We start from the raw sequence: 17,739 nt of genomic DNA, 5'->3' as shown, positions 1-17,739 counted from the left end.
GCACTCCGCGGCGCCGGAATGCGCCATTCAACACGCCGGGTAACCCGGAAGATCGATAACCGAAAAGAGGATCGGGAATAATACGTTTCGGCGGACGCGTATCGGGATAAACGTTTTCCGGGCGCTGTACGCGGGCGCTGTACGCGAGCGAGGCCCCGGGGTGCTTAGGGGGTTTTCACCGATCCGCCTGGGGTGCGCGCCTTCCTAGTCTGCCTACGTGCAGACGGTCGGAGACTTGATCGGGGCGCTGCCCGCGGGGCTGGTGCTGGTCGTCGTCGCTGCGCTCGTGGCCGCGGAGGCCGCGCTGCTCGCCGGGCTGGTGCTGCCCTCGGCGACGGCGCTGGTCGCGCTGGGGTTGCTCGCCAACGAGGGGGTGGTGGGCATCGTCCCGGCCGTGCTGGTCGCAACGGGGGCGGCGGTCCTCGGGGGCACCGGTGGATATGTCGCCGGGCGTCGCCGGGGACCGCGGGCCCGCTGGGTCAAGGAGCGGCACTGGCACCGGGCCGAGCGGATCTTCGACCGGCACGGTGGGCGGGCCGTCTTCTTCGGGCAGTGGGTGGTCGGCGCCCGCACGCTGGTGCCCCGCCTGGCCGGGATGAACGGTGTGCCGTACCGGTCGTTCGTGGCCTGGCACAGCCCGGCAGCGGTCGGCTGGGCGCTCTGGCTCGTGCTGGGCAGTTATCTGGCCGGCGCCTCCTACGACGTGCTCGCGGCCCGCGCCGGACGGGCCGGGGGCGCGCTGGCCGTGCTCACCGCGCTGCTGATCGCCCTGGCGCTGGCCGGTCGCTGGCTGGGCCGGCACCCACCGCGGACGCCGAGCCGGCCCGCGCTGCGGACGCCGAATTGGCCCGCGCTGCGGACGCCGAGCCGGCCCGCGCTGCGGGACGGCCGGGTGACGCGGTTGCTGACCAGCCTCGGCGCCCTGGTGGTGCTGGCGACCCTGCTCGTCGCCGTCATCCCGCTGATCGTCGAGCTGAGCGGACTCGCCGCCGCCGACGACGCGGTGACGTCGTGGGCCCGCGGACAGTGGACGTCCGACGGCTATCGCTTCGCGCTCGAACTGGCCAGTTCGGTCAGCCCGGAGCTGGTGCTCGCCGTGGCCGCCGTCGTCGCGCTGACGCACGCCTGGTGGCGCCGCAGCAGCCTGGTGGACAGCCTGGCCCCGCTGGCCCCGATGGCCGTCCTGGCTCTCGTCCTGGCCGTGGTCTCCCCGCCGTCCTGGCAGAGCCGGCCGGAGGTGATCTTCCCGTCCGCCTTCGAGTACGGCGGCCCGATGCCGCTGGTCGTGCGGGGCACCGGCGAGACGCTGGGCGACGCCGGCCCCGCCCTGGCCGCCCTCGCCTCCGGCCGATGTGCCCAGCTGGCCGCGGTCGTCGGCCTGCTGGCCTGGCTGCTGGCCCGGCGGCTGACCTGGCCCCGGCGCGTCGCGGTCACGACCGTGGCCGCCGCCGTCCTCACCGTCTGTGCCGGCTCGTGGGTCTATCTGGGCTGGAGCAGCCTCAGCGAGACGATCGCGGCCGTGCTGCTCGGGGTGGCCTGGGCCGTGCTCAACGGCGCCATCTGGGCTTCCCGGCGGCCGCTGCCCGCCCCGGGTGGGGTGCCCGGCGCGCTCCAGGGGCGAGGCTGAGCGACGCCCGTCGCCGGCTGGGATTCAGGCGCTAAGGTCACGTGACATGATCGTCGATGCTCTGCGGCGCCGCGTGTACGCCGCGGTCGACACCCTGGAACGGCTCGTCGGCGGGCTCGGCACGGCGGTCCTCGCCCTGGCCCTGATGGTCTGGGTGGGCGTGGTCGCGGTGACCTCCCTGGCCGGCGTCGGCCTGGTGCTGGCGCCGTCGGCCGCGCGGGGGGTGCGCGCGGTCGCCGACCGGGAGCGCGCCCGCCTCTCCCGGTGGGGGCCCGAGATCATCGGCCCCGAGCCCTTGCGCCCGGGACTGCGGGCCTGGCGGGACCCGGTGGTCTGGCGCGAGCTGGCCTGGGTCGCCGAGCACGCGACGCTCGGGTTCGCGATCAGCATCTTCGGTCTGACCATCCCGCTGGCGGCGGTGCAGGACGTGACCTATCCGCTGTGGTGGTGGACGGTGTCGCCCAACTCGGCGCCGGGGCTGGTGTTCTGGTCGGTGCACAGCCAGCTCGACGCGCTGGGGGTGGCGCTCTACGGCCTGGCCTGGTTGGTGGTCGGCATCTTCGTGGGCCCGCTGCTGGTCCGGACGCAGGCCTGGGCGGGCCGCCGTCTGCTCGCGCCGCCGCCGGGCACCGACCTCTCGCTGCGCATCGTCGAGCTCACCGCCACCCGGGCCGCCGCGCTCGACGCGCACGCCGCCGAACTGCGCCGGATCGAACGATCGCTGCACGACGGCGCGCAGAACCGCCTGGTCGCGGTCAGCGTGCTGCTCGGCGCGGCCCGGCGGGCGGTGGCCCGCGACCCGGCCGACGCCGGCGAGCTGCTCGACCGGGCACAGGAGGCCGCCGAGCAGGCCCTGGCCGAGTTGCGGACGGTCGTGCGCGGCATCCTCCCGCCGGTGCTGGACGGGCGTGGCCTCGACGGCGCGCTGGCCGGTCTGGCCGCCGACTGCGTCGTGCCCTGTCGCCTGGACGTCGATCTGCCCCGTCGCTGCGCCGTGTCGGTCGAGGCCACGGCCTACTTCGTGGTCGCCGAGTCGCTCACCAACGTCACCAAGCACAGCGGTGCGACCGCGGTTCAGGTCACCGCCCGCATGGAGGATCAGACGCTGAAGCTGACCATCGAGGACAACGGCCGGGGCGGCGCCGACGAAAGCGGCGGATCCGGCATCACCGGCATCCGGCGGCGCGTCGAGGCGTACGACGGCACCCTGACCCTGACCAGTCCGGCCGGGGGGCCGACGACGATGCGAGTGGAGCTGCCGTGCGGATTGTGATCGCCGAGGACGACGCGTTGCTGCGCGAGGGCCTCGCGCTGCTGCTGCGGGCCGAGTCGCTGGACGTGGTCGCGACCACCGACGGCCCGGACACGTTCCTGGCCGCCGTCGACGAGCACAAACCGGACGTGGCGATCGTCGACGTGCGGATGCCGCCCACGCACACCGACGAGGGCATCGTCGCCGCCGTCGAGGCCCGCCGGCGGCTGCCCGGCCTGGCCGTGCTTGTGCTCTCGGCGTACGTGGAGCAGGCCTTCGCCACCGACCTGCTGGCCGGTGGCGCGGCCGGCCTGGGTTACCTGCTCAAGGAGCGGGTGGGCCGGGTCGAGCAGTTCCTCGAGGCGCTGCACCGGGTGGCCGACGGCGGCACGGCGGTCGACCCCGAGGTGGTCGGGCTGCTGCTGGCCCGCAACCGGCCGGACGACGCGCTGGCCCGGCTGAGCCCTCGTGAGCGGGACGTGCTCGCGCTGATGGCCGAGGGGCTGGGCAACACCGCGATCGCCGAGCGGCTGGTCGTCACCGAGGGCGCGGTGCACAAACACATCCGCAGCATCTTCGCCAAGCTCGACCTGGCTCCCGACGACCGGGCCGACCGCCGGGTCACCGCGGTGCTGCGCTACCTGCGCCAATAGGCCGGGTACAGCAGGCTGTACCGCAAAGAGGCCTGCTGGCTTCATCGATATGGACCGTTGTGCGAAATAGCGTTTCCGGTGTCAGCGAAACACACCGAGAGGCGCCTGAAGATGAACGACATGCTCGCGGTCCGGGTGGAGGGCCTCACCCGGACGTACCCCACGGACGGGCAGCCGGTGACGGCCCTCGCCGGGGTGGACGCGGCCTTCGCCCGCGGCACGTTCACCGCGGTGATGGGCCCGTCCGGCTCCGGCAAGAGCACCCTGCTGCAGACCGCCGCCGGCCTCGACCGGCCCTCCTCGGGCCAGGTCTGGGTGGGCGACACCGAACTCTCCCAGCTCTCCGAGACGAAGCTGACCGAGCTGCGGCGCGACCGCATCGGGTTCGTCTTCCAGTCCTTCAACCTGATCGGCGCGCTCACCGTCGAGGAGAACATCCTGCTGCCGGCCCGGCTGGCCGGAGAGAAGCCCGACTGGCACTGGCTGGGCAGCGTGATCGAGCGGGTCGGCCTGACCAACAGCCTGACCCGGCGCCCGGCCCAGCTCTCCGGCGGCCAGCAGCAGCGCGTCGCCATCGCCCGGGCCCTGGCCGTGCGGCCCGATGTCGTCTTCGCCGACGAGCCGACCGGGGCGCTCGACACCGAGACGGCCGCCGAGGTGCTCGGGTTGTTGCGCTCGATGGTCGACGAGTTCGGTCAGACCGTGGTGATGGTGACCCACGACCCGGTCGCCGCCTCCTACGCCGACCGCGTCCTGGTGCTGGCCGACGGGCGGATCGTCCGCGACCTGCCCCAGCTGGGCGCCGAGAAGATTGCCGAGGTCCTGGCGACCCGGCGGAAGGGCTGACACCATGCTCAAGCTCGCGATGCGCCTGCTGCGCCAGCGTCCCGGCGCCTCGGTCGCCACCCTGGTCGCCCTGGCCGGCGGCGTGATGATCCTGATGAGCCTGGCCGTCTTCGTGCAGTCCGGCCTCCAGTACAAGCCCGAACCGCAGCAGTTCGCCGCGGCCGACGTCGTGGTCGCCCACCGGCAGATCACCGTGTCCACGAAGGAGTTCGACGGCGAGGTCACCACCTCCGAGGTGCCGCTGCCCGAGGGCACCGTCCCGGCCGGTCTGGCCGACCAGATCCGTACGGTCCCCGGCGTCACGGACGTGCAGGCGGTGAACGTCCAGGACGGCCGGGCCGGCGCCATCACGATCAAGGCGCCCGGCAGCGCGTACGCGGCGATCGACAAGCTCGCCCGCGACGCCGGCGTCGAGTCGTACGCCGGGGACGAGCGCGGCTGGGCCGAGGCGTCCTCCTCGATCGAGGCCCGATCGCTGCTGATCACGGCCGGCTCGGCGTTCGGCGGTTACGTCGTGATGCTGATCGTCTTCGTGGTGGCCGGCACGGTCGGCCTCTCCGTCCGGCACCGCCGTCGTGACCTGGCCCTCCTGCGCGCCATCGCCGCGACCCCGGCCCAGGTGCGCCGCCTGGTCGTCGCCGAGGCCGCGGTGGTGAGCCTGGCCTCGGCTGTGATCGGCGTGCCGGCCGGCCTGTGGGCCACCCGCTGGGTGCACGACCAGCTCGTCTCGCGCGGCTTCCTGCCGGACGGCTTCCCGATCGTCAACCCCGGGCTCGCCGCCCTGGTCGCGGTCGCGCTGACCACGCTGGTCGCGGTGCTGGCGGCCCGGATCGCGGCCCGCCGCGTCGCCCGGATCCGCCCGGCCGAGGCGCTGGGCGAGATCGCGGTCGAACCGGCCAAGGGCGGTCGCGTCCGGCTCGCCTCCGGTCTGATCATGCTGGCCGGCGCCGTGGTGTCGCTGTTCTTCGCGGCCGCGCTGGGCGGCACGGCCGCGCTGGCCGCGGCGGTCGGCATGCTCTACCTCTTCGTGCTGGCGGTCGCGCTCCTGGCGCCCTGGATCAACGGGTTCGCCGCACGGCTGCTCGCGCCGGTCCTGCGTACGGTGTGGGGTGTCTCGGGGGACCTGGCCTCGGCCAACCTGCGGGTCAACGCGCGCGGCATGTCCGCGGTGCTGAGCGCTCTCGTTCTGTCGGTCGGGTTCGGCGGCTCGGTGTGGTTCCTCCAGGACAACCTGCAGCGGCAGACCGTCGCCCAGAGCCGCGAAGGCATGCTGGCCGACCGGGTGGTGACCGCGCCCGGAGGTTTGCCGGCGGCGACCGTCGCCAAGGTGCGGCAGATCCCCGGCGTCGAGGCGGCGACCGGCATCCGGAACACGTCGGTGGTGGTCCGCGTCTTCGGCGGGGCCGAGCCGGCCGTGGCCCGCGCGGCCGATCCGGCCCAGCTGCGGTCCACGATGGACGTCAAGGTGCGGGAGGGCAGTCTGGCCGGCCTGACCGACGGCACGATCGCCGTCTCGGCGCTGCAGGCGTCCACGTCCAGCTGGAAGGTGGGCGACACGGCGGACCTCTGGCTGGCCGACGGCACCCCGGTCAAGCCCCGGGTGGTGGCGATCTACGACCGGGGGCTCGGCTTCGGCGACGTCCTGCTGCCGCAGACCGGCGGCACGTACGACGAGGTGCTCGTCCGCACCCAGGGCGGCGCCGACCAGCAACTCGCCGCGTTCGGCACGGTCACCACGACCGACGAGCTCACCGGCCGGCTCAGCCGGGACCTGGCCGTCACCGCCTGGCTCAACAAGCTGCTGATCGCCGTGATGGTCGGCTACGCCGCGCTGGCGGCCGGCAACACCATGGTCATGGCCGCGCTGGCCCGGGGCCGCGAGCTGGCCCTGCTGCGGCTGGCCGGGGTCACCCGGCGGCAGGTGCGGCGGATGGTGAACGCCGAGCAGGTCGGTCTGCTGGGGACGTCGCTGACGGTCGGCGCCCTGATCGCCGGGGCGACGCTGATCGCGGTGGTGCACGCGCTGACCGGGACGTTCCTGCCCTACATCCCGCCGCTGGGCTGGGTGATCGTGCTGGGCGGGACGGCCGCGCTGGCCCTGGCGACCACGATCCTGCCGGTGAGCCGCCTGCTCCGGGTCCCCCCGGTACGCGCAGCGGGCACCAAGGAATAGCGAGGAAGATGGCCGGGTGGACAACCTTCCCGCCTGGCTGCTCGCCGAGATCGAGACCGTGCCGGCCTATCCGGCGTTCGCCGGGGTCGACGACCTGCACGCCGGGCTCCGGCGGATCGCGGATCGTCACCCCGGCATTGCCTCGTTGCGGCGGTGCGGCAGCTCCCAGCAGGGCAACCCGCTGTGGTGCCTGACGATCGAGCACGACGACGCCGGGGCCCCCGAGGCCCTGGCGTTCGGCCTGCCGCATCCCAACGAGCCGATCGGCGGCCTGACGGCGCTGCACCTGGCTGAACGGCTCTGCGCCGATCCCGGGCTGCGCGCGCGGCTCGGCCATCGGTGGCGGATCGTGGACTGCGCCGACCCGGACGGGCTGCGGCTCAACGAGGGGTGGCTGGGTGGCCCGTTCACCCGGGCCCACTACGCCGAGCACTTCTACCGCCCGGCCGGGCGCGACCAGGTCGAGTGGACGTTCCCGGTCAACCACGGCGACGCGTACTTCGACGAGCCGATCCCCGAGACGCAGGCGCTCATGCGGCTGATCGACGCGCACCGGCCGGCGCTCATCGCCTCGCTGCACAACAGTGAGCTCGGGGGCGCGTACTACTGGCTCAGCCGGGCCGAGCCGGAGCTGCACCCGATCCTGCAGCGGATTCCCGAGCACCTCGGCATCCCGCTCGACCGCGGCGAGCCCGAGGCGCCCGACCTGGTGCTGCTCGACGACGCGATCTACGAGGCCACGCCGCTGGCCACCGTCTACGAGCGCACGATGGCCCGCAACGAGCCGTGGGTCTTCGAGGGCGGCAGCACCACCTGGTATTCGGGCCAGTGGGGCTCGTTCATGCTGGTCAGTGAGCTGCCCTACTGGTTGGACACGCGCTCCGGGGACACCTCCGGCGCGGGGGTCGGCTATGCCGAGGCGCTGGCCGCCAACGCGGTCGGGATCACCGACCTGGCCGAGCTCCTGACCCGTACGCTGGCCTCGGTCGAAGGCCACCTGCTGGCCCCGGCCTCGCCGTTCTGGCGGGCCGCGCGCTTCTACGCCGCGATGCTCGAGCGCACCGGCCCGGCCCGGCTGGCCCGCAGCAAGGAGGCCGCCTCCGACCGTCCGGCCACGGTGGCCGAGGCCAACTCGCTGGCCCTCAACGTCCACGAGTGGCGGTTGCGCTACGGCGGCATCCTGCGGCGCGCGCTGCGGGGCGAGGCCGCCGTGGGCAATGTCCGCGGAAAGCTCCGCGCCGCTCTGACCGAGGTGGAGCAGCGGTACGCGGAGTGGCTGGCCGAGGACGCGCGGGTGGCCGAGCTCGAGCCGATCGAGATCCGCCGGCTGGTCGGCGTCCAGTACGCGGCCACGATCGCCGCCGCCGCCCATCTCGCGGGACGTACGGAAATGTGACCTGGACGGCTCTGGCTTGCGGATATGGTGGTGGTCGTTAGGTTAGGCTCACCTTTGATCTTGCTTTAATCTCGATGGAGCCTTCATGCGTCTACCGTTCTCCCGCGCGCGCCGGCTGCTGCCGGTGGCCGTCCTCGGTGCCGTCGTGGCCCTCTCCGGTTGCTCGACGAGCGGCACGGAAGACAACGACGCGCCCCCCGCCACGGCCTCCTCGGCGGCCTCGCAGTTCCCCGTCACCATCACCACCGCCTTCGGCGACGTGACGGTCAGCCAGCAGCCCGAGCGCGTGGTCGCTCTGGGCTGGAGCGACGCCGACGTCGCGCTCTCGCTCGGCGTGCAGCCGGTGGGTGCGGCCGACTGGCTGGCGTTCGGCGGCGAGGGCCAGGGCCCCTGGAACGCCGGCAAGTACACGACCAAGCCGGAGACCCTGGGCACCCTCGAGGTCGACATGGAGAAGGTGGCGGCCCTCAAGCCCGACCTGATCCTCGACACCCGCTCCAGCGGCGACAAGGCCCGCCACGACCAGCTGGCCAAGCTCGGCGTCCCGGTGGTCGACGTCCCCAAGGGCGGCGAGATGTACCTGACGACCTGGGAGCAGCAGCTCGACATGGTCGGTAAGGCGCTGGGCAAGCAGACCGAGGCGGCCAAGCTCAAGACCGACCTGGACGCCAAGTTCACCGCCGCCGCGGCCGCCAACCCCAAGTTCAAGGACGCGACCGTCGCCGCGGTGGCCCGCACCGGCGAGGGCTGGGGCGCCTACGTCACCGGTGACGGCCGGGTCGACTTCCTGACCAAGCTCGGCTTCAAGAACGCCCCGGCGGTCGAGGCCCTGAAGAAGGACTCCTTCTACATCCCGCTCTCCAACGAGCAGCTCGACCTGGCGAACGCCGACCTGACCGTCGTGTTCCTGATCCAGTCGACGCTGGACCAGGTCAAGGGCGACAAGCTGTTCCAGGCGGTGCCCTCGGTGAAGGCCGGGCACGTGGCCTACATGGACAACAAGGACATCTCCAACGCGTTCTCCAGCGCGTCGGTCGGCGGCCTGTCCTACGCCGTCGACCAGGTCACGCCGCTGCTGGCCGGCGCTCTCGGCTGACCACCGGTGCCGGAGACGACCATCCGGCACCGCCGGGCCGTCGTGCTCACCACCGGCTTGGTGGTGATCGCGGCGGCCCTCGCGGGTGCCGCGCTGCTGAGCCTTGCCGTCGGCGCCCGTGACGTGCCCTTCGGCACGGTGCTGCACGCCCTCGTCAACCCGGACCCGAACTCCACCGAAGACCTGATCGTCACCCAGTCCCGCCTTCCCCGGACGATCGTCGGCCTGCTCGCCGGGGCCGCGTTCGGGCTGGCCGGCGCGGTCATCCAGGGCGTCACCCGCAACCCGCTGGCCGACCCGGGCATCCTCGGCGTCAACGCCGGCGCCGGGTTGTTCATCGTCGTCGCGATCAGCTTCCTGGGCATCACCAACCTGACCGGGTACGTCTGGTTCGGCTTCCTCGGCGCCGCGGTGACCTCGGTGCTGGTCTATACCGTCGGGTCCATCGGCCGCGGCGGCGCCACCCCGGTCAAGCTGGCCCTGGCCGGCGCGGCGGTCACGGCGGCGCTCACCTCGTTCACCACCGCCGTGCTCATCACCGACGTGGACGCCTACGACCAGTTCCGGTTCTGGCAGGTCGGCTCGCTGGCCGGCCGGGGCACCGACATCGCCGTCCAGAGCCTGCCGTTCCTGATCGCCGGGGCGTTGCTCGCACTCTGGTCGGCCCGGGCGCTCAACGCGCTGGCCCTGGGCGACGACGTGGCCACCTCCTTCGGCCAGAACGTGATCGTCGCGCGACTCGTCGCGGCCGGCGCGGTGGTGCTGCTCTGTGGCACGGCCACGTCGATGGCCGGGCCGCTGGTCTTCATCGGCCTGGTCATTCCCCACATCGCCCGGTCGATCACCGGGCCCGACCACCGGTGGCTGCTGCCCTACTCGATGGCGCTGGCGCCGTTGCTGCTGCTCCTGGCCGACGTCCTCGGCCGCGTCGTCGCCCGTCCCGGCGAGGTGCAGGTCGGCATCGTCACCGCGATCATCGGCGCGCCCATCTTCGTGGCCATGGCCCGTCGCGAGAAGCTGGCCGAGCTGTGAGCGCCGGGGTGGTCGCGGCGACCCGGCGCCGGGAGGCGGCACGGGCCCGAGGGGTCGCGGTCGGGCTGACCGCCGCGGTGATCGCGATGATCGCGCTGACGCTGTCCTACGGCGACTTCCAGATCTCGCTGCCCGACGTGGTGCGTTCGCTGCTGGGGCTGCCCACCCCGGCCGGCGTCGACTACATCATGCACGACCTGCGTCTGCCCCGGGCCTCCGTCTCGGCGCTCGCCGGGCTGGCCTTCGGGCTGGCCGGCGCGATCTTTCAGCAGTTGCTGCGCAACCCGCTGGCCAGCCCCGACGTGGTCGGGGTGAGCCAGGGCGCGACCACCGCCGCGGTGGTGACCGTGCTGGTGCTGCACGTCGACGGGGGCCTCGTCTCGGCCGCCGGGCTGGCCGGGGCCGTGCTCACCGCGCTGCTCATCTATGCGCTCTCGTGGCGCAAGGGAGTGGGCGGCTACCGCTTCATCCTGGTCGGCATCGGCATCGGCACGGTGCTGACCAGCATCACCTCGTACATTCTGACCCGCTCGGACGTCAAGGTCGCGGCCGAGGCGATGATCTGGCTGACCGGCAGCGTCAACGGCCGCTCGTGGGACCAGATCGGGCCGCTCGCCGTCGCCGTGCTGATCCTGATGCCGCTCGCCCTGGTCCTCGGCCGGATGCTCACCGGCATGCAGCTCGGCGACGACCTGGCCACGGCGTTCGGCGTCCGGGTCCAGGCCGGCCGGTTCGCCCTGCTGATCACCGCTGTCGGCCTGACCGGCATGGCCACCTCGGCGGCCGGGCCGATCGCCTTCGTCGCCTTCATGTCCGGCCCGATCGCCGCGCGCCTGGTCGGCGGCGGCCGGCCCGTGCTGATCCAGGCCGCCCTGGTCGGCGCCCTGCTGGTGCTCGTCTCCGACTTCATCGGGTCGCACCTGCTGGGCTCCCGGCAGTTCCCCGTCGGGGTGGTCACCGGTGTCATCGGCGCCCCCTACCTGCTGTGGCTGCTCGCCACGGCCAACCGCTCCGGCCGAGGAGGATGACCGTGCCCGTGGATCTGAAGGCCGATCGGCTGTCGCTGGGATACGGCGAACGGGCCGTGGTCCGCGACCTCACCATGCCGGTGCCGACCGGCCAGGTCACCATCGTCGTGGGACCCAACGCGTGCGGGAAGTCGACCTTCCTGCGCGGGCTGGCCCGCCTGCTGCCGGCCTCGTCGGGAGACGTGCTGCTCGACGGCAAGTCGATCCACTCGACGCCCAGCCGCGAGGTCGCGACCCGGCTCGGCATCCTGCCGCAGGGCCCGATCGCGCCCGACGGCATCACGGTGACCGACCTGGTCAGCCGGGGCCGGCACGTGCATCAGGGCTGGTTCCGGCGGTGGAGCGGCGACGACGACGAGGCGGTCACCGCGGCGCTCACCGCGACCGGCACGCTCGACCTGGCCGCCCGGCCGGTCGACGAGCTCTCGGGCGGTCAGCGGCAGCGGGTGTGGATCGCGATGGCGCTGGCCCAGCGCACCGGGATCCTGCTGCTCGACGAGCCGACCACCTATCTCGACATCAGCCACCAGGTCGAGGTGCTCGACCTGCTGACCGATCTGAACGAGGCCGAGGGCACGACCGTCGTGATCGTGCTGCACGAGCTCAATCTGGCCTTCCGTTACGCGGACCACCTCGTGGTGATGAAGGACGGCGCGATCGTCACCGCCGGCGCGCCGCGGGAGGTGCTGACCGAGGACGTCATCGCGGACGTCTTCGGCATGCGCTGCCGGCTCGTCGACGACCCGGTCTCGCACACGCCGATGATCGTTCCGATCGGGCGGCACCGGATAACGGAAGCCGACCGTCCTGAATAGGCTCTAGCCTGCTGACATGGCCGACTTCCAGCACGAGGACCTGAGCGGTTCCCGGTTCACCGACGTTGATCTGCGTCGCTCCGTCTTCCGCGACACCGACTTCTTCGACTCGGTGATGCGCGGCGTCTACCTGGGCAACGTCTCCATCGACGGCGAGATCTCCCACCTGGTGATCAACGGTGTCGACGTGGCGCCGCTGGTCGAGGCCGAGCTCGACCGGCGCGACCCGGAACGGGTCAAGATGCGGCCGGCCGACCCGGCCGGCTTCCGCGAGGCGTGGGACATCGTCGAGCGCCGCTGGGCGGGCACGGTCGAACGGGCCCGCAAGCTGCCGCCGGACCTGTTGCACGAGTCGGTGGACGACGAGTGGTCGTTCATCGAGACCCTGCGGCACCTGGCCTTCGCGACCGACGCGTGGGTGGGGCGGGCCGTCCTGGGCGACCCGTCGCCCTGGCACGCGCTCGACCTGCCCTGGGACGGCATGCCCGACACCCCCGGGGTGCCGCGCGACCGGACGGCGCGCCCCGGCCTCGACGAGGCGCTCGCGCTGCGGCTCGACCGGATGGCCACGGTCCGCCGGGTCGTCGACGGGCTCACCGACGAGTCGCTGGCCGCCGACACGGTCCCGGTCGAGGGCCCCGGCTGGCCCGAGCCGCGGGCCTATCCCGTCCGCAAATGTCTCCTGACCGTCCTGAACGAGGAGTGGCATCACCGCTTGTTCGCCGAGCGCGACCTCGACGTCCTCTTCACCCGGTAGGTCACCCGGCCGGTGCTACTCCGGCGCTGCCGCTGCCCCGTCGCGGTCGCTCGCCCGGTCGGTGTGGCCGAGGGACCGGCCGGGCGCGACGCGATCGCGGACCAGCCGCTTCAGCTCGGGCAACTCCGGGAAGCCGCTCTCCTTGCGTGACCAGAGCAGCTCGTCGTCGAGCCGGATCTCGAACACCCCACCCGTTCCGGGCACGAGCGCCACCTCGCCCAGTTCCTTCTGGAACGTGGTGAGCAGCTCCTGAGCCGTCCACGCGGCTCGAAGCAGCCAGCGGCACTGCGTGCAGTACTCGATTTCGAGGCGCGGTTGTCTCATCACGGTTGTCGAGTCTAGGGAGGGCCGGGCCGGCTACTTGGTGAAGGTGAAGTACTTGTAGGCGCCGTAGGTGGTGGTGTTCACCGTGTCGCCGGACTTGCCGTTGAGGTAGGAGGCGCGTACCCGGTATTTCAGGCCGACGGTGTGCGTGCCGGTGAGCTCGTTGTAGGCCTTGCCGTCGTACAGCTTCGAGTAGGCCGACTTCCACGTCCGCCACTGCTTGCCGTCGTGATAGCCGATCTCGAGGTAGGCCGACCGGCCCGGATAGGGCGACATGCTGGTGATGAAACGCGGGTTCACTTTCGAACGCAGGAAGTGGTACGACACCGAGCCGATCTTTCCCGTTCCGAAGTGCCGGTCGAGCGCGACCGACACGCTGACCCGGGTGGCGACCTTCGAGGTGGCGGTGCGGGCGGAGGTGAAGGCGTCGCCGCGGAAGATCGCCGACATGGTGGTGGTGCGGGTCAGCTTGAACGAAGCCGTCACGAGGCCCCGGCTGTTCGCCGTCGCCTTGCGGACCAGCCGGTTGGGCAGGTCGCCGCCGTAGGGGTCGGCCCAGATCTCCACCGTACGGTTGGTCTGGGTGGCGCCCAGCTTGGCGGTGAACGTCACCGTCGACCCGGCGGCGTAGGTGCTGCCGTTGCGGTCGAGCGTGAGCGTCGTCGCCCGGACAGTGCCGACCGGGAAGGATCTGACGACGGTGACCGGTGAGTAGTCGTCGTCGCCGGCGAACGCGGCGGTGTAGGTGACCGAGCCGGGCCGGGTGGGCTTGTCGCTGATCCGGAACGTGCCGGTGGCCGGTACGGTCGACGGGCCGACGCGGCGGCTGCCGGCGGAGTCCTTGCGGGTGATCACCACGGGCAGGCCGGCCGGGACCGGCGCGAAGACCCCCGTGATCGTGGCGGTCTGGCCCAGCACCACCTTGGCCGGCACGGTCAGCCGGAGCGACGTGGCCAGCTTGGCCGGGTCGTCCAGGATCTGCAGCGAGTAGCTGCCGCCACCGCCCGAGACGCCGAACAGCCGCGGGCCGTCCGGCTCCCAGGCCAGCCCGCCGCGCTGCAGCGGGCCGGTGCCCCGCAGAGTGAACTGCCGGGTCGGCGTGGCTGAGCCGGGCGCGAAGACCGAGACGGCCTTGCTCGTCGTCCCGCCGAGGCCGACCGCGACGGTGCCGTCCGGCTTCACGGCGACGGCGGCGCCGTCGGTGCCGGCGGTGTAATTCTGGATCGTGCTGAGGTCGGCGGGCTTCACCGCGCGGGCCAGGCCCTGCGGGCCGGCGACGACGAGACGGCTGCCGTCGGCGTTGAAGGTCAGGTCACGGGTCTGGCCGATGCTCGCGGCGGCCACCGGGGCCGGGGTGGCCGTCGAGGCGTCCACGACGGTGACAGTGCCGGTGGTGGCCGACGGATCGACCGCGGCGATCAGTTTGCCCCGGGAGGCCAGAATCGGGGCCTCGTCGAACGGCGTGCTGGTGACGTCGGGCGTCCATTCGTCCACTTCGCCGTCGCGGTCGAGCCGGCCCAGACCGCCGTCCGCCTCGCCGAACCACAACGTGCCCCCGGTCTCGGCCAGGGTGGCCGGCCGGATGTCGCCGGGAGCCCGATAGGTGGCGATCCGCGTGCCGCTCCGGTTGAAGGCGTAGATCGAATTCTCGGCGGGGGATGCGGCGTAGACGTCGCCGTTCCCCGCGAGCAGCAGGCTGCTGATCCCGGGCAGGTTCGCGGCCGTGCTCTTGACCACGCCGGCGAAGTCGGTGGTGATCAGCTTGCCGCCCGCCGGATCGGTGATGAAGATCCGCCCGGTGTCGCCGCTGACGACGATGTCGCCGAACGAGGCGATGTCGAGCGGAACCGCCAGGTCGATGGCGGAGGCCGGGGCCGGGGCACTCAGCGCGAGCGCGGTCGAGCCGGCGACGAGGGCGGCCGACAGCGTCGCTCGCGTGATCCGATGAGGCACGACGGGCATCGTAAGGGAGCGGGTGAGGAGCGCTGATCCCCCGAACGGATCAACGCCCGCCACTGGTGGATCGGCGGGATCTTGTCGTACGTCCCGGATAGCGTCGGCCTCATGAGTCGTACGCGTGCCTGGGTGGTGCTGGCGGCACTGGCGCTCGGGGCCTTCATCTACGTCACGGTCGAGACCCTGCCGATCGGCCTGCTCGCCGCGATGGCCGGTGACCTGGGCGTCAGCGAGTCGTCGATCGGCCTGCTCGTGACCGCGTACGGGTTCGTCGTCGTGGTCGCCACGGTCCCGCTCACCCGGCTCACCGCGGCCTGGCCGCGACGCCGCCTGCTGGTCGTGCTCCTGGCCGTGTTCGCCGTCGCGACCGGGCTTTCCGCAGCGGCCGTCAACTACGCGTCGCTGCTGGGCGCGCGGGTCGCGATCGCCCTGAGCCAGTCCGTGTTCTGGGCGGTCGTCACGCCGGCCGCGGCCGGACTGTTCCCGCAGCGCCTGCGCGGCCGGGCCGTGTCGCTGGTGTTCGCCGGCAGTTCGACCGCCCCGCTGGTCGGCGTCCCGCTGGGCACCTGGCTGGGCCAGCGGGCCGGCTGGCGCCCGCCGTTCCTGGCGCTCGGTGTTCTGGCCGTCGTCGTCCTGGTCGTCGTGCTGGCCCTGTTGCCTCCGAGCCCGCGGGCCGCGAGCGACGCCGACCGGGGCACGGCCCCCGACGCCGGTCGCTACCGCATGCTCGTCGTGGCCAGCGCGATCACGGTCGCCGGGGCCTTCGTCGCCTTCACCTACATCGACCCGTTCCTGACCCGGGTGAGCGGCCTCGACCCGTCGGCCCTGGGCCCCGTCCTACTGCTCCGCGGCATCGCCGGCCTGCTCGGCGTGCTGGTGGCCGGCCTGGTCGTCGGCCGCTGGGGCTGGCGGAGCTGGTTGGTGATCACGACGGTCCAGGCGGTCGCCCTGGCCGTCCAGTTCACCTTCGGCACCCACCAGATCACGGCCGTGGCCGCCACCGCGTTCGCCGGTTTCGCCCTGTCCGGCGCCGCCTCGATCGTCGGCGCGCGGGTCCTGGAGGTCGCCCCGAACACCACCGACATGGCCGCCGCCGGCACCTCCACGGCCTTCAACGTGGGCATCACCGGCGGGGCGTTGCTGGGCAGCGCCCTGCTCACCACCAGCGGTCCTCGCACCCCGGCGCTGGCCGGCGCGGTCCTCTCCGCCGTCGCCGTGCTGGCCGTCCTGGCCGAGCCGCGCTTTTCCTCGGCCCGCTCCCGCCGGGCCGACCTGGAGCCGGCCCACTGAGCGCGCCTTGTCGGCGGCCTCACGGTCGCCGGCCGGCGACGCGCGGCAGACTGGTCGCATGCGCGCATTCGTGATCAACGGGCCGGGGCAGGCCGAGGTCGTCGACGTCGAGCCGCCCGTGGCCGGTGACGGCGAAGTGGTCGTCGACGTCGAGCGGGCCGGGGTGTGCGGCACCGACATGGAGTTCCTCAGCGGCGACATGGCCTACCTGGCCAGCGGCGACGCCACGTACCCGGTGCGGATCGGCCACGAATGGAGCGGCGTCGTGTCGGCCGTCGGGCCGGGGGTCGATCGGTCGTGGCTGGGCCGGCGGGTCACCGGCGACACCATGCTCGGCTGCGGGAAGTGCGCGCGCTGCACCGGCGGCCGGCAGCACCTGTGCGCCGACCGCTACGAGATCGGCATCCGCCACGGCTGGCCGGGCGCGCTGGCCGAGCGCCTGCCGGTGCCCGCGAAGGCGCTGTACCCGCTGCCCGACGAGGTCGACGCCACGCTCGGGGCGCTGGTCGAGCCCGGTGGCAACGCGCTGCGCGCCGTCCGGGCGGCCGGACCCGTGGCCGGCCGGTCGGTGCTGGTCATGGGGCCCGGCACGATCGGCCTGCTGGTCGCCATGTTCGCCCGGGCGGGCGGCGCCGACGTCCACCTGCTGGGCGCGACCGGCGAGTCGCTGGCCTTCGCCCGGTCGCTCGGCTTCACCGACGCGTGGACGCGCGACGAGCTGCCGTCCGTGCCGTACGACGCGATCATCGACGCCACCAACGCGCCCTCGTTGCCGGCCTTCGCGCTCGACCGCGTCGAACCCGGCGGGCGGGTCGTCTGCATCGGCATCGCGGCCGAAGCGTCCTTCGTGGACACCCGCCGGGCCGTTCTCAAGGACGTGACCGTGGCCGGCGTCCTGAGCGCCTCCGGTGGCCTGGCCGAGACCATCGAGGCGTACGCGTCGGGGACGGTCGACCCGAGGCCGCTGGTCGCCGAGACGGTCGGGCTGGACGACGCGGCCGAGGTGCTCGCCGGGCGACGCCGCGGGTCGGCGCCGAAGGTGCACATCGACCCGCGCGCCTGACGCCGGCAATCAGGCCGACCCGTCGCCGCCCAGATGACTTCGCAGCACGGTGGCCTCGGCGATCAGCTGCCCGGCCCGGTCCTCGCGGCCGAGCGCCTGATACTCGGCCGCGGCCCGCTCGCGTTCCTCGGCCTCGGCGCGGACGATCCGGAGCACGTCGTCCTCGCCGAGAAGCCGCCGCGCCACCTCGGTCGCCCCCACGCCGACCGGCGCTTCCTCGATCGCCTGGCCGCGGCTCGACCCCTCGGCCGGCACGACCGCCTCGGCGTTGTCGAGGGCCGCGAGGGTCGCTCGCAGGGCCGAGACCGCCGGCCGGTCGCGGGCTTTCATGGCCGTCGGCAGCGCCTGGCGCAGCCTGTCGCGCAGCGAGGTGTCTGTCATGGCCAAGAAGCTATCCACGGCTCCGGCCGCTCGCCGCCGATTTTCCGTCC

16 protein-coding genes are annotated in these 17,739 nt (G+C 73.0%); 13 read left to right on the top strand and 3 right to left on the bottom strand.

The window, feature by feature from the left end; translation table 11 throughout:
* Window positions 1–217 precede the first annotated feature (217 nt).
* The 11 genes from HJC40_RS14190 (at window position 218) to HJC40_RS14140 (ending at window position 12,675) form a co-directional block, all read left to right on the top strand.
* Window positions 218–1,627 carry a DedA family protein gene (locus HJC40_RS14190; RefSeq protein WP_250001513.1) on the top strand — a complete coding sequence of 470 codons (1,410 nt, stop codon included), beginning with the start codon at window positions 218–220 and terminating at the stop codon, window positions 1,625–1,627.
* Between the two features lie 46 nt (window positions 1,628–1,673).
* Entirely contained in the window at window positions 1,674–2,900 is a 1,227-nt protein-coding gene (locus HJC40_RS14185) for a sensor histidine kinase (RefSeq protein WP_250001512.1), read from the top strand.
* Window positions 2,888–3,532: a response regulator transcription factor gene (locus tag HJC40_RS14180; protein ID WP_250001511.1), complete on the top strand. Its 645-nt coding sequence runs from the start codon at window positions 2,888–2,890 to the stop codon at window positions 3,530–3,532. The genes HJC40_RS14185 and HJC40_RS14180 overlap by 13 nt, the downstream gene beginning before the upstream one ends.
* A 120-nt stretch (window positions 3,533–3,652) precedes the next feature.
* Complete coding sequence (locus HJC40_RS14175) at window positions 3,653–4,378, top strand: ABC transporter ATP-binding protein (protein WP_250001579.1); 726 nt, start codon at window positions 3,653–3,655, stop codon at window positions 4,376–4,378.
* Window positions 4,379–4,382: 4 nt separating this feature from the next.
* Complete coding sequence (locus tag HJC40_RS14170; RefSeq protein WP_250001510.1) at window positions 4,383–6,551, top strand: FtsX-like permease family protein; 2,169 nt, start codon at window positions 4,383–4,385, stop codon at window positions 6,549–6,551.
* Between the two features lie 16 nt (window positions 6,552–6,567).
* Entirely contained in the window at window positions 6,568–7,947 is a 1,380-nt protein-coding gene (locus HJC40_RS14165; protein ID WP_250001509.1) for a M14 family zinc carboxypeptidase, read from the top strand.
* A gap of 85 nt (window positions 7,948–8,032) precedes the next feature.
* Window positions 8,033–9,043 carry an iron-siderophore ABC transporter substrate-binding protein gene (locus tag HJC40_RS14160; protein WP_250001508.1) on the top strand — a complete coding sequence of 337 codons (1,011 nt, stop codon included), beginning with the start codon at window positions 8,033–8,035 and terminating at the stop codon, window positions 9,041–9,043.
* 6 nt (window positions 9,044–9,049) lie between these two features.
* Window positions 9,050–10,075 (top strand): iron ABC transporter permease, encoded by a 1,026-nt coding sequence (locus tag HJC40_RS14155; RefSeq protein WP_250001507.1) that lies wholly within the window; start codon window positions 9,050–9,052, stop codon window positions 10,073–10,075.
* The gene (locus tag HJC40_RS14150; RefSeq protein WP_250001506.1) at window positions 10,072–11,103 is read left to right on the top strand and encodes an iron chelate uptake ABC transporter family permease subunit; all 1,032 of its coding nucleotides are present in this window, start codon (window positions 10,072–10,074) and stop codon (window positions 11,101–11,103) included. Before HJC40_RS14155 ends, HJC40_RS14150 begins: the two co-directional genes overlap by 4 nt.
* A complete protein-coding gene (locus HJC40_RS14145; RefSeq protein WP_250001505.1) occupies window positions 11,100–11,918 on the top strand; it encodes an ABC transporter ATP-binding protein in 819 nt (272 codons plus the stop codon). Before HJC40_RS14150 ends, HJC40_RS14145 begins: the two co-directional genes overlap by 4 nt.
* 16 nt (window positions 11,919–11,934) lie before the next feature.
* Window positions 11,935–12,675: a DinB family protein gene (locus tag HJC40_RS14140; protein WP_250001504.1), complete on the top strand. Its 741-nt coding sequence runs from the start codon at window positions 11,935–11,937 to the stop codon at window positions 12,673–12,675.
* Window positions 12,676–12,690: 15 nt separating this feature from the next.
* Here the strand turns inward: HJC40_RS14140 and HJC40_RS14135 are convergent, their stop codons facing one another.
* Window positions 12,691–12,999 carry a SelT/SelW/SelH family protein gene (locus HJC40_RS14135; RefSeq protein WP_250001578.1) on the bottom strand — a complete coding sequence of 103 codons (309 nt, stop codon included), beginning with the start codon at window positions 12,997–12,999 and terminating at the stop codon, window positions 12,691–12,693.
* A 33-nt stretch (window positions 13,000–13,032) separates the two neighbouring features.
* Window positions 13,033–14,952, bottom strand: a complete 1,920-nt coding sequence (locus HJC40_RS14130) for a hypothetical protein (RefSeq protein WP_250001503.1) — start codon at window positions 14,950–14,952, stop codon at window positions 13,033–13,035.
* A 111-nt stretch (window positions 14,953–15,063) separates the two neighbouring features.
* On the opposite strand from HJC40_RS14130, the gene HJC40_RS14125 reads away from it, so the two are divergent.
* Window positions 15,064–16,245: an MFS transporter gene (locus HJC40_RS14125; protein WP_250001502.1), complete on the top strand. Its 1,182-nt coding sequence runs from the start codon at window positions 15,064–15,066 to the stop codon at window positions 16,243–16,245.
* Between the two features lie 58 nt (window positions 16,246–16,303).
* Window positions 16,304–17,308 carry a zinc-binding dehydrogenase gene (locus HJC40_RS14120; protein WP_250001501.1) on the top strand — a complete coding sequence of 335 codons (1,005 nt, stop codon included), beginning with the start codon at window positions 16,304–16,306 and terminating at the stop codon, window positions 17,306–17,308.
* A 9-nt stretch (window positions 17,309–17,317) separates the two neighbouring features.
* On the opposite strand, the gene HJC40_RS14115 is transcribed toward HJC40_RS14120, so the two are convergent.
* The gene (locus HJC40_RS14115; RefSeq protein WP_250001500.1) at window positions 17,318–17,689 is read right to left on the bottom strand and encodes a GatB/YqeY domain-containing protein; all 372 of its coding nucleotides are present in this window, start codon (window positions 17,687–17,689) and stop codon (window positions 17,318–17,320) included.
* Window positions 17,690–17,739: the final 50 nt, after the last annotated feature.

The sequence above is a fragment of the Actinoplanes sp. M2I2 genome (assembly GCF_023544445.1).
GTDB lineage: Bacteria > Actinomycetota > Actinomycetes > Mycobacteriales > Micromonosporaceae > Actinoplanes.
The sequence above is the reverse complement of the archived record's forward strand: the minus strand, read 5'-3'. Positions and strand labels throughout refer to the sequence as shown.

What these genes read in the sequence shown, in the direction of transcription:
- HJC40_RS14185 (WP_250001512.1), top strand. Translation starts at nt 1,674, where the DNA reads ATGATCGTCGATGCTCTGCGGCGCCGCGTGTACGCCGCGGTCGACACC.
- HJC40_RS14175 (WP_250001579.1), top strand. Translation starts at nt 3,653, where the DNA reads ATGCTCGCGGTCCGGGTGGAGGGCCTCACCCGGACGTACCCCACGGAC.
- HJC40_RS14170 (WP_250001510.1), top strand. Translation starts at nt 4,383, where the DNA reads ATGCTCAAGCTCGCGATGCGCCTGCTGCGCCAGCGTCCCGGCGCCTCG.
- HJC40_RS14160 (WP_250001508.1), top strand. Translation starts at nt 8,033, where the DNA reads ATGCGTCTACCGTTCTCCCGCGCGCGCCGGCTGCTGCCGGTGGCCGTC.
- HJC40_RS14145 (WP_250001505.1), top strand. Translation starts at nt 11,100, where the DNA reads ATGACCGTGCCCGTGGATCTGAAGGCCGATCGGCTGTCGCTGGGATAC.
- HJC40_RS14140 (WP_250001504.1), top strand. Translation starts at nt 11,935, where the DNA reads ATGGCCGACTTCCAGCACGAGGACCTGAGCGGTTCCCGGTTCACCGAC.
- HJC40_RS14135 (WP_250001578.1), bottom strand. Translation starts at nt 12,999, where the DNA reads ATGAGACAACCGCGCCTCGAAATCGAGTACTGCACGCAGTGCCGCTGG.
- HJC40_RS14125 (WP_250001502.1), top strand. Translation starts at nt 15,064, where the DNA reads ATGAGTCGTACGCGTGCCTGGGTGGTGCTGGCGGCACTGGCGCTCGGG.
- HJC40_RS14120 (WP_250001501.1), top strand. Translation starts at nt 16,304, where the DNA reads ATGCGCGCATTCGTGATCAACGGGCCGGGGCAGGCCGAGGTCGTCGAC.
- HJC40_RS14115 (WP_250001500.1), bottom strand. Translation starts at nt 17,689, where the DNA reads ATGACAGACACCTCGCTGCGCGACAGGCTGCGCCAGGCGCTGCCGACG.